The organism is Chryseobacterium contaminans, from assembly GCF_001684955.1.
Classification (GTDB): domain Bacteria; phylum Bacteroidota; class Bacteroidia; order Flavobacteriales; family Weeksellaceae; genus Chryseobacterium; species Chryseobacterium contaminans.
Genome location: NZ_MAYF01000227.1, coordinates 1 through 990 on the forward strand (window position 1 = coordinate 1; position 990 = coordinate 990).

Consider the following 990-nt stretch of genomic DNA (forward strand, 5'->3'; position numbering starts at 1 on the left):
CTCCTGGGAAAGATTTCAATTTCAACCTTACCTCATTTCTTGGTTTTGCTACTCTGGAAGGTGGAAAATATTACAACGATAAATTTGTTGCTTATTATTTTACCCATAAACTGCCTTTATACTTTAAAAGTTTTGGACACAATGTTTCCAGCTTCGATTTTGTACTTCGCGGAACCATTGGTGATATGAAACATCCGGAATACCACCAGTTCAAATTTAAAAAACTAGATCACCTGTATCAGGAAGTAGGATTGGAATGGAATAACTTCCTTTCCAGCTATTTCAACCTTGGGTTATTCTACAGAGTGGGTTATTATGCTACTCCACAATTCAAGCAGAATTTTGCCATCCAGTTTAAGCTGAAATTCCTTGAGTTTTAATACCTTCTCATTAGTCAAAACATACATTATACCTATAAAATATGCAAAGAATAGAAATTAAAGCGGAAGGCTTTTTTGAATTATTAAAATTAAAAGATACTTCCATGTGGGCTATTTTCTCACAGATGATTGACGGGAATGAAAAAGAAATCATATTTTTAGATAATGAAGATAAAATTCTCTTCAACTATATTTTACCGGCTGACGCAGAAAAACTGGAAGAAGACAGAAAAGAGTTCTCCAAACAGTTTGCTGATAAGCTTGGCAGCCTAAATTAAAAGCCAATGAATAAGAATTATATTTTTTCCTTACTGGGTCTTTTTTTATTCAGTATCGGAAATGCTCAGAGCTATAAAAAGCCTTTGGTATCGGCCATTAAAGAAGCTGATCTCAGAAAGGATATGTATGAATTGGCAGCAGATCAGTTCTGGGGTCGTGAAGCAGGAACTTTAGATGAATTAAAAGTATCCATGTGGCTGGCCGATAAAGCCAAAGAAGCCGGAATGCAGCCTGCTGGCGACAATGGTACTTTTTTTCAGTTTTTTGATATGTACAGACATCAGACTACACCGCAAAGCAGTCTGAAAATTGGAGATACTCCATTGAAACT

1 protein-coding gene and 2 pseudogenes are annotated in these 990 nt (G+C 35.7%); all 3 read left to right on the plus strand.

Translation table 11 applies throughout. The annotated features are described in order from the left end of the window. Positions 1-380: pseudogene (locus tag BBH99_RS12640) on the plus strand (hypothetical protein); the annotation flags it as partial. A 41-nt stretch (positions 381-421) separates the two neighbouring features. Beyond that, positions 422-658 (plus strand): hypothetical protein, encoded by a 237-nt coding sequence (locus BBH99_RS12645; RefSeq protein WP_066696191.1) that lies wholly within the window; start codon positions 422-424, stop codon positions 656-658. Between the two features lie 6 nt (positions 659-664). Next, positions 665-990 (plus strand): annotated as a pseudogene (locus BBH99_RS12650) (peptidase M28); the annotation flags it as partial.